9 protein-coding genes are annotated in these 8629 nt (G+C 64.0%); 1 reads left to right on the top strand and 8 read right to left on the bottom strand.

The genetic code is table 11. From position 1 onward, the window contains the following. The 4 genes from Q8L50_RS00155 to Q8L50_RS00140 form a co-directional block, all read right to left on the bottom strand. Positions 1–729 (bottom strand): cupin domain-containing protein (locus tag Q8L50_RS00155; protein ID WP_370869695.1); only part of this gene is annotated, 729 nt, incomplete at its 3' end. 27 nt (positions 730–756) lie between these two features. Further along, entirely contained in the window at positions 757–2121 is a 1365-nt protein-coding gene (locus Q8L50_RS00150) for an FAD-dependent oxidoreductase (protein WP_305346616.1), read from the bottom strand. An 85-nt stretch (positions 2122–2206) separates the two neighbouring features. Beyond that, positions 2207–3214, bottom strand: coding sequence for a tripartite tricarboxylate transporter substrate binding protein (locus Q8L50_RS00145; RefSeq protein ID WP_305346615.1), 1008 nt, complete (start codon positions 3212–3214; stop codon positions 2207–2209). 24 nt (positions 3215–3238) lie between these two features. Next, on the bottom strand, positions 3239–4432 hold the full coding sequence (locus Q8L50_RS00140) for a 3-hydroxybenzoate 6-monooxygenase (protein WP_305346614.1): 1194 nt from the start codon (positions 4430–4432) through the stop codon (positions 3239–3241). Between the two features lie 126 nt (positions 4433–4558). Here Q8L50_RS00140 and Q8L50_RS00135 point away from each other — a divergent pair, with 126 nt between their 5' ends. After that, positions 4559–4996: a MarR family winged helix-turn-helix transcriptional regulator gene (locus tag Q8L50_RS00135; RefSeq protein ID WP_305346613.1), complete on the top strand. Its 438-nt coding sequence runs from the start codon at positions 4559–4561 to the stop codon at positions 4994–4996. 24 nt (positions 4997–5020) lie between these two features. Here the strand turns inward: Q8L50_RS00135 and Q8L50_RS00130 are convergent, their stop codons facing one another. From Q8L50_RS00130 to Q8L50_RS00115, 4 genes are read right to left on the bottom strand one after another with little or no spacing between them, the layout of a single operon-like run. Next, positions 5021–5323 (bottom strand): antibiotic biosynthesis monooxygenase, encoded by a 303-nt coding sequence (locus Q8L50_RS00130; RefSeq protein ID WP_305346612.1) that lies wholly within the window; start codon positions 5321–5323, stop codon positions 5021–5023. A gap of 28 nt (positions 5324–5351) precedes the next feature. Continuing rightward, positions 5352–5675: a 2Fe-2S iron-sulfur cluster-binding protein gene (locus tag Q8L50_RS00125; RefSeq protein WP_305346611.1), complete on the bottom strand. Its 324-nt coding sequence runs from the start codon at positions 5673–5675 to the stop codon at positions 5352–5354. A gap of 14 nt (positions 5676–5689) precedes the next feature. Next, on the bottom strand, positions 5690–7174 hold the full coding sequence (locus Q8L50_RS00120) for a glutamine synthetase family protein (RefSeq protein ID WP_305346610.1): 1485 nt from the start codon (positions 7172–7174) through the stop codon (positions 5690–5692). Further along, a complete protein-coding gene (locus tag Q8L50_RS00115; RefSeq protein ID WP_305346609.1) occupies positions 7171–8622 on the bottom strand; it encodes a Rieske 2Fe-2S domain-containing protein in 1452 nt (483 codons plus the stop codon). Before Q8L50_RS00115 ends, Q8L50_RS00120 begins: the two co-directional genes overlap by 4 nt. Between the last annotated feature and the right edge of the window lie 7 nt (positions 8623–8629).

The raw sequence follows: 8629 nt of genomic DNA, 5'->3' as shown, positions 1-8629 counted from the left end.
GGCGTCGATCGGGGCCTGTTGCTCCAGCGTGTACAAGGCTTCGCGCGTTCGCTCGTACGGGTAGCTGAAAATCGGCGAAGTCTGGCCAAACGGTGCGTCGTAACGCACTGGCAGCATGTTGGCGCCGTATTGCTGGTAGCTCGTGCCTTCGGCACGTGTGACCAGCTGCGAGCGTTCGCTGCCGTTTTCCGCAAAGCCCGCGTCAAAAAAGCGCAGCATCGGGATATCCAGCCCGTCGAGCCAGACGACGGGGTCGCCACCCGCTGCCGTGCCCTCGTGGCCGTGGTCGTGCCAGGTCCAGCTTGGGGTGATGATGAAGTCGCCCGGGGCCATGGTGGTGCGCTCGCCATTGACGGCGGTATACGCGCCGCGGCCTTCGACCACAAAACGCAGCGCGCTCTGGGTGTGGCGGTGGCTGGGCGCAATTTCTCCGGGCAATATCAGCTGCAAACCGGCGTAAAGCGACTGCGTGATACACGACTGCCCGGCAAGCGCCGGGTTCTCCAGTATCAGCACGCGGCGCACTGCCTCTTCGGCGGTGATCAACTGGCCCGACTGCATCAGGTAAGGGCGCACCTTGTCGTACGCCCAGAAGGCGGCAACGCAGGGCGTGGTGGGCAGAGGCGGCACCAGCGCATGCAGCACTTCCCACAACGGGGTCATGTGGTGCGCCCGGAGCGCCTCGTAAAAAGCCTTGCGGGTGCTGCCTGGGGGAAGGGTCATGTCCATGGGAGGTCTCCGTGCACGGCTCAGCGCTCAGTGTTCAAAATAAGCGCCATCAAGCAGCAGGGCCTGCTGCAGGCGGGGAACGTCGGTGTCGGCAAATGCAGCGCCGGGCGCCCGCAAGGCAGCCGCTGTGCCTGCCGCTTGCCCCATGACAAAACAGCCGCCGCTGGCACGCGCTGCCGACTGGCCCTCGTGGGTCATGGAGGCGCAACGTCCGGCTACCAGCAGGTTGCTGACCTGCTGAGGCAGCAGCATGCGCCAGGGCAGGTCGTTGAAGGCGCGCTGCTCGTCGCGGGGAAAGCCCCAGCTGATGTTGCCGTCCACATGCATTTCCATGGGCCAGGCATTGATGCCAATCACATCGTCAAAACGCGCCGAAGACAGTATGTCTTCACCACTGAGGGCATAGGTCCCGGTGATGCGGCGCGTTTCGCGGATGCCGACTTGGGCGGCAATGTCCACAATGGCGGACTGCTCGAATCCGGGAACCTCGGTCTTCAGGAAACGAAAATACTCGCGGATCTGGCGGCGCCCCTCCAGCTCACCTTCGCTGAGCTGGCGTGCATCGGTCGCGTCCATGGCCTTGCCCTGGGCATTGCGAATCTGCGTGACGTTGGCGCGCCATTCGGCGGGATTTTTCTGCGGCCTCAGGATCGCTCCCTGGCGTGGAAATTGGTAGCGCCCCGGGTGTCGAGCTTCGCTTTGCAGCATCAGCTCGTTGATGGCCTTGAAATCGCCGACCGCCGCCAGCGCGGGTTCGGCATCCACATGGCCGACGCGAAACATGGTGGAGGGAAACAACGCGCTGCCCTGGCCATCCCCCAGTTCAAAAGGTACGCCCGCAAAATGGGCCACGTCTGCGTCGCCCGAGCAGTCAATGAAACTGTGCGCGCGGATCGCCTGGCGCCCGGACTTGGTCTCCACCACCAGCGCTGCGATGGACTGACCGTCCATCACCACGGCCGCAGCCCAGGCATGAAACAGCAGTTGCACGCTGGCCGACAACAACAATTGATCGGCTGCACACTTGTAGGCGGACACATCGTAGGAGCGCACGCGAATGCGCCCCAGCATGCCGTCCTGCGGCTGATTCAGCCCACCCAGCGCATCGATGCGCTCCAGCAAATCGTCTACCACGCCATGTACCAGCTGCCGCATCTCACCGTTCTCGCGGCCATACAGGCCGGCGAAATTTGTGACGCCACCAGCGGTGCCCATGCCACCCAGAAAACCATAACGTTCCACCAGCAGGGTGCGCGCGCCGCGTTTGGCCGCACTGACACTGGCCGCCAGCCCAGCCGGCCCACCGCCAATCACAACGACATCAAACTCGCCATAAACAGGCAGCGTGCGTGCCGGCTCAATGATGGCGTTCACGCTGGACGAAACTGACATGGTACGTGCTGGTTTCAATTCAAACCGGGGCCGTGGTCTGCAAGGTGCAGGGAATTACACGCAGTGAATGACCGTGGGGGCAACATCACTCGATCTTGATCCCGCGCATGCTGATGATGCCGCCCATGATGGCGGTCTCGCTGCGGATGCGGCTGATCAGACCTTCGGGCGCTGTGCCAACCGCCTGCCATCCCTGGTTGAACAGTTTCTGGCGCGTGTCGTTGTCGCGGATGATGCCGGGGACTTCCTTCGCGAGCCGGGCTTGCGCGGCCTTCGACAGATTGGCGGGGCCAACCAGTGCGGTCCAGACTTCCAGGTTGAAGTTGCGCACTTCGGCATCGGCAAGCGACGGGATTTCGCTGGCCAGCGCACTGCGGCCGCTGGTCAGGCCGATGGCCTTGAGCTTGCCGGCCCTGATCTGCGGCAACGCGATGCCGGGCGGCACCAGCGCCATCTGGATCTGGCCGCCCAACATGGCTGTCACGACCTGCGGGTTGCCCTGGTAGGGCACATGCACGGCGCCCAGGTTGCCGGCGGTGGATTTAAGCAGCTCCATGCCGAGGTGACCGACCGAACCATTGCCGACCGAGCCGTAGTTCCATTTGTCTCCGCCGTTGCGGGCGGCCAGGAAAAAGTCGCTGCCCGAAGGCTGGTTCATCGGGGCGACCAGCACCAGCGGTGCGGTCGTCAGCAGCGAGATCGGGGTGAAGTCCCTGGCCGGGTCGTAGGGCAGCTTCGAGTACAGCAGTTTGGCCGAGGTGAGGTTGCCGTTGATCACTACGCCCAGGGTGTGATCGTCGCTGGACTTGGCCACCAGATCGGCCGCGATGTTGCCCGAAGCGCCCGGACGGTTCTCGATAATGACGGGCTGACCCAAAATGCGCGACAGCGGCTCGGCGAGGGTGCGGGCTGCCATATCAGGCGTTGATCCACCGGGAAAGCCAACCAGCAGCTTGACCGGTCGGGTGGGCCAGCTGGCGGCCACAGGCGCCACTTCTTTGGCGGCCGATTTCTTGGTGGAATTTTGGGCTGTAGTCAGCATGGGAATTGCGACAGCAGCTATTAAAAGAGTAGCACGTGTGACGAGGTTCATGATTTCTCCTGAGGTCCAAAACCCCTATTGGAACAGTTTTGACGGCTCGATTCCGTCGTACATCCATTGCAGCCCGGCAAAGCCAGCGCTTTCCCGCCCGCTCTGAAAAAGCTGGTTGCGCAGTTCCCGCTGCACGCCAGAGGCGTGGTAGATATCGCCATAGAAACGCGCAGTCAGCTGGACCCGGCCAGTGCGCAGGTAGCGTGCCTGCTGGTACTTCTGAAATGCAGCCACGATGTCGCCCCGGCAAAATCGCAGCGCCTCGCGCAAAACCACTGCGTCCTCAATGGCCTGGCCGGCGCCCTGGGCCAGGTACTGAAGCATCGGGTGGGCTGCATCGCCGAGCAGCGTCACGCGTCGGTCGGTCCAGTTTTTCACCGGCTCCCGGTCGCACAGCACCCACATTTTCCAGGTGTCTATCTTGCCCAGCAGCTCCTGAACCTGTGGACAGGCCTGGGAGAAACGTTCAGTCAGCTCGGCGCTGTCGCCAAAGGTATTCCAGCCCTCGTCGTACTTGTTGCTGTGAAACACCGCCACCAGGTTGAACAGCTCGCCGCGGCGCAGCGGGTAGTGCACCAGGTGGGTTTTTTCCCCGCCCCACAGCACCACGTCGTCGCTCCACAAGTGGGCCGGAACGTCATCCCGATCAAGCACCGCGCGGTAGGCGATGTGACCCGATACGCGCGGTTTGCCGTCGCCCACCACCGCCTCGCGCACCTTGCTCCACAACCCGTCGGCGCCTATCAGGGCCGCGCCCTCCAGCACTTCGCCGCCAGCGAGGTGGACCCGAACGCTGCTTTCGGACTGATCGAAAGATTCGAGTTTTGCGCTGGTGCGCAGGGTCACGGTTTCCTGCGCTGCGCAGGCATCGAGAAACACCTGGTGCAAATCGGCGCGGTAAATCACACCGTAGGGGAAGCCGTAGGTGGCGCGGGCCAGGTCACCCAGCGGTACACGCACCACCTTTTCACCGGTGCGCACATCGTTCATGCCAAGTCCGGTTGGGAAAAAAGACACCTTGGCGATCGCGTCGGTCAAACCCAGCCAGGCAAACATGCGAAAGATGTTGGACCCCAACTGGATGCCGGCACCGATCTCACCAAAGCTGGCGGCTTGCTCCAGCACCGTCACCGCATGGCCGTCGCGCGCCAGCACCAGCGCGGCGGCCAAGCCGCCTATGCCGCCGCCGGCGATGAGAATGGGGTGGGGAGAGCTCACGATGGTCAAGGTCAGGCAACAGGCAAACAGGGTGATCGGTGAATGATAAGTATGCTTATTATCTACGACCATGGTAGATACCCTGAACCGTCAGGGACTTGTTCGGCACTCCCTTAAACTCCGGCCATGGCTAAAAGTTTCAATTTCGGCGAAGCGCCGGGGCATCAGATCCGCCGGGCGCACCAGCTCTCGGTGGCGCTCTTCATGGAGGAGACGGCTGGATTTGACGTCACGCCGGTGCAGTTCGCCATTCTTAACGCGCTGATGGACGACCCGGGCGAAGACCAGATCACGCTGTCGGGGCGGGTGGCTTTTGATGCCGCGACCTCCGGTTCTGTGATCGGGCGGCTGGAGTCCAAGGGCTGGGTGCGGCGTGAGGCGGACCCGTCCGACAAGCGCCGCAAGCTGCTGTGGGTTACCCCGGCGGGCGAAGAAGTGGCCCTGCAGATGAAACGTGCGGTCGGCAAAGTGCAGTTACGCCTGCTGGGTCCGCTGACCAAAGCCGAGCGCGAGCAATTTGCCGCCTTGCTGGGCAAGCTGGTTGCCGGGCACGAGGGGGCGTAAGCCGCCGGGCTTGCCGGGGACGACTCAGACGGATTTCGTCAGCAACGTGAAGTGTTCGACCACCGGCGGCGCCGCAAAAAACGGCCCGACGATGGCACGCCATTCGGCAAACGCTGGCGATTCCCGGAAACCCACCGTGTGGTCTTCCAGCGTGGCCCAGAAAATCTGCAGTATGTAGCGCTCGGGGTTCTCGATGCCCTTGTTCACCTTGAAGCCCTGAAAACCTTTGGCGCCAGCAATCGCGGTGGTCAGGCCGCGCTGGATGGCTTCATCAAAAGCGGCCTGCTGGCCGGGGGCGATGCGGATGTCGGCGAGTTCAAGAATCATGCGGTGTCCTTTGTGGGGGTGGAGGCCATCAGTACTGGCTGGCAGGCAACTCTACCGTCAAACCATCAAGCTCTGCATTGAGGATGATCTGGCAGCTCAGCCGGCTGGCGGCTGTGGCCGGTGTGGCGGTGAAAGCCAGCATCGACAGCTCCTCGCCATCGGCGGCGGGCAGTAGCGCCGCAAACGGTGCTGTCACCATCACATGGCAGGTGGCACAGGTCAGCAGTCCGCCGCAATCGGCCGCGATGCCGGTCACACCAGCCGCCACCGCGGCCTCCATCAAGCTTTGGCCAATTTGGCCTTTAGCCCTTATGGGACCTGCGTGAGAAGCTATGAAATTAATAGTAATCATGAAAACTCTGGGGCTCAAATACGGCTGAAATATTCGCGGCGCTGCCAGTCATCGCGGTCCACGGCCTGCTCATGGCGGGTGACCTCCGACTGCTTGATGCGCGTGAAGTAGTTGATGAAGTGGCTGCCAAAGGCGTCAAGCAGCGCCGTATCGGCCCGCAGCGCGTCCAGCGCCTCGCCCAGGCTGGTGGGTATCCTGAGGGCGGCCTCGCCATAAGGCGCATCGGTGGCGACCGGCGCTTTGAGCTGGCGCTGGATGCCGTCGAGCCCGGCGTAAATCTGCGAAGCCAGATACAAGTAGGGGTTGGCCGCCGGCTCACCGATGCGGTTTTCGATGCGCGTCGCGGCGTCGCCCGGCTGCCCGACCACGCGCAGCATGGCGCCGCGGTTGTCGCGGCCCCATAGCACCGACTGCGGCGCCAGCGCATTCGGCCGGAAACGGCCGAAGCCATTGATGGTCGGTGTGCAAAACACCGTCGTGCCGCGTGCGTGCTCCAGCAGGCCGGCCAGGTAATGCTCGCCCAGCTCGGACAGGGTGAACTGCGCGTCAGTCGGCTGGGTGCCTGGTGCCGATGCATCGCGCTGGAACAGATTGGCCCCGGTGTGTATGCCCACCAGCGACTGGTGCAAATGCCAGCCGCTGGACATGATGTTGGGGAAGGGCGGTCGGCACATGAAGGTGGCGTGGTAGCCAGCGCGGCGCAGCGCCTGTTTGACCGCACTGCGAAACAGCACCATGTTGTCGGCGGCGGTCAGCGCGTCGGTGGCGTCAAACACGGCTTCAACCTGGCTGGGGCCGAGTTCGATTTCCAGCGACTGCAGGGGCAGGCCCAGCGCCTGCGCCGTGTGCTGCACGATGCGCAACGGCTCCTCGGCCATGTCGAACCACTGCTCGGACAGCAGGTTGTAGCCGGGGTGGATCATCGCGACCTTGGGCGGCACGCCGGGCCAGGCGGCCTGTTCGGGGTCGAGCTGGTCATCGGCGCCGTCGCCGGTGATGCGGTAGATGTGAAACTCGATCTCCAGCCCGCACTTCATGCCGTATCCGGCATCGGCCAGCTTCGCCAGCGCACGCTGCAGGATGCGCCGCGTATCCAGCTCGACGGGGCTGCCATCCTGCATGAAAGGCTGACCCTGGACCCAGCCGGTGGATGGCGTCCAGGGCAGGTGTTTGAAGCTGGCCGGGTCGGCCAGCAGCAGCAGGTTGCTGGCGAACTCGAAGCCGGGCAATTCCGCTGCGCCACCGGCCTCGAACACCTTGAACGCCGTGCGGTCCGAGCTGTCCTTGAGCAGCAGCGTGCTGACCAGGCCGACACCGTCCAGCATGGCCTTGGATGCCGCATCCGCGACCAGTGTCTTGCCGCGCAGCGTGCCGTGTAGGTCGCACCAGGCAAAACGCACCAGCTCAATGCCGCCGGCGTCTATCAGGGCCCGCGTGTGTTCGAGCGCGTGCTGCCGCGTGGCATCGTGGATGCCGCAGATTTCGGCGAAGCTGCTCATTCCTGCACCGTTCGGGCTGAGCTTGGCCTGTCCTGAGCTGGTCGAAGGGTCGGCGCCGTGGCCGGCCCTTCGACAGGCTCGGTGCGAACGGAGGGCGCCCACGGCGCATTGGCCTGTTTGGCCCGCGCCTGTTCCTGCCACCACGTCGACCATTCGCCCGCAGGCGCGATGCCGTCCACCGTGTCCGGGCCGCGCATCAGGTCGCTCTGGCTGGCATCGGCAATACCGGGCGCGAAGCCTCCCTCCTGCACCGTGGCAATCGCCTTGATCAGCACCCGGCGGTTCGCCATGATGACCTTGTCGGAACTGCCCAGGTGTTCACGCGTGCGGTCCTGGATGGGGCCCATGCTTTCCACTGCCCATTGGTCATGCACATTGATGTCTTCCTCGCCCATGCCCAGGTAGGTCTGCGTGCGCTGCTCGTCGGCATTGAAGCCCCAGTTGTTGTGGCGACCGGCGTTGGGGATGTAGTCAGGCAGCGAGATGAATTGCTGGCGCTGTGCGCGCATGCTCTCCTTGTCGAGTGGCCCGGCAAAACTGGTGAAGAAGGAATACCAGTAAGTGTGGGTGTCGTCCACCGGCACATGCATCTGCGTGATGGTCATGGTCTCGGACAGCGGAATGACGAAGGTCGCCGGAAAAATCGCGTTGGTCACGCGCACATGGGTGAGCTTGTCGGTCATGGGTCGCAGCGTCGTGAGCTGCATGCCCCAGGGCTTGGTGTCCACGCTGATCTCTGGCTGGGCGAACTCGCGCATGATGCGCGTCATCGGCCACTGCTCGCCATCGATGGCGCCTGCGCTGGCGCTGCGGAACTGCTTGCCGGCCGCGTTGTCACCGATGTCCGCGAGTGCCTCGTCCTGCAGGAAGCGGTGCAGAAAGGACGGGTGCGCCGGGTCGATGCCGACTTCGAAAGCCTGCAGCCAGTTGGCGTTCCACAGACCCTTGAAAGCGAAGCTGTGGGTGGCCGGCGCGGTAAAACAATCGAAGGCTGGCAGCGGCGGCGGTATCGACCCCTCCGGGCCCAGCCAGGCGAAAATAACGCCGCTTTTTTCCTGCACCGGGTAGCTGCGCTGCTTCACGCGGTCGCAGAGCTTGCTGCCAGCCGGTTCTGCCGGGGTTTCCAGGCAGCGGCCAGCCACGTCGAACTTCCAGCCGTGGAAGGGGCAGCGCAGGCCGTCGCCCTCGGCACGGCCGAAGGACAGATCCGCGCCGCGATGCGGGCAGTCGCGGTCCAGCAGCCCATACATGCCTTTGTCATCGCGGAACAGCACAAAATCCTGGCCCATGAGCCGAACGGCCTTGACCGGGCGCTTCTCCATGCGCGGGTCGAGCGCCGGGTTGAACTCGTCCACCAGTGCCGCCGGCTGCCAGTAGCTGCGCAGCAGCGCGCCGCAGGGCGTGCCCGGCCCGACCCGGGTGATCAAGTCATTCTGTTCTGCGTTCATGGCTGAC

The organism is Polaromonas sp. (genome assembly GCF_030680935.1).
GTDB lineage: Bacteria > Pseudomonadota > Gammaproteobacteria > Burkholderiales > Burkholderiaceae_C > Polaromonas.
This window is presented reverse-complemented; position numbering and strand designations above follow the sequence as displayed.

What these genes read in the sequence shown, in the direction of transcription:
- Q8L50_RS00135 (WP_305346613.1), top strand. Translation starts at nt 4,559, where the DNA reads ATGGCTAAAAGTTTCAATTTCGGCGAAGCGCCGGGGCATCAGATCCGC.
- Q8L50_RS00125 (WP_305346611.1), bottom strand. Translation starts at nt 5,675, where the DNA reads ATGATTACTATTAATTTCATAGCTTCTCACGCAGGTCCCATAAGGGCT.
- Q8L50_RS00145 (WP_305346615.1), bottom strand. Translation starts at nt 3,214, where the DNA reads ATGAACCTCGTCACACGTGCTACTCTTTTAATAGCTGCTGTCGCAATT.
- Q8L50_RS00115 (WP_305346609.1), bottom strand. Translation starts at nt 8,622, where the DNA reads ATGAACGCAGAACAGAATGACTTGATCACCCGGGTCGGGCCGGGCACG.
- Q8L50_RS00130 (WP_305346612.1), bottom strand. Translation starts at nt 5,323, where the DNA reads ATGATTCTTGAACTCGCCGACATCCGCATCGCCCCCGGCCAGCAGGCC.
- Q8L50_RS00150 (WP_305346616.1), bottom strand. Translation starts at nt 2,121, where the DNA reads ATGTCAGTTTCGTCCAGCGTGAACGCCATCATTGAGCCGGCACGCACG.
- Q8L50_RS00120 (WP_305346610.1), bottom strand. Translation starts at nt 7,174, where the DNA reads ATGAGCAGCTTCGCCGAAATCTGCGGCATCCACGATGCCACGCGGCAG.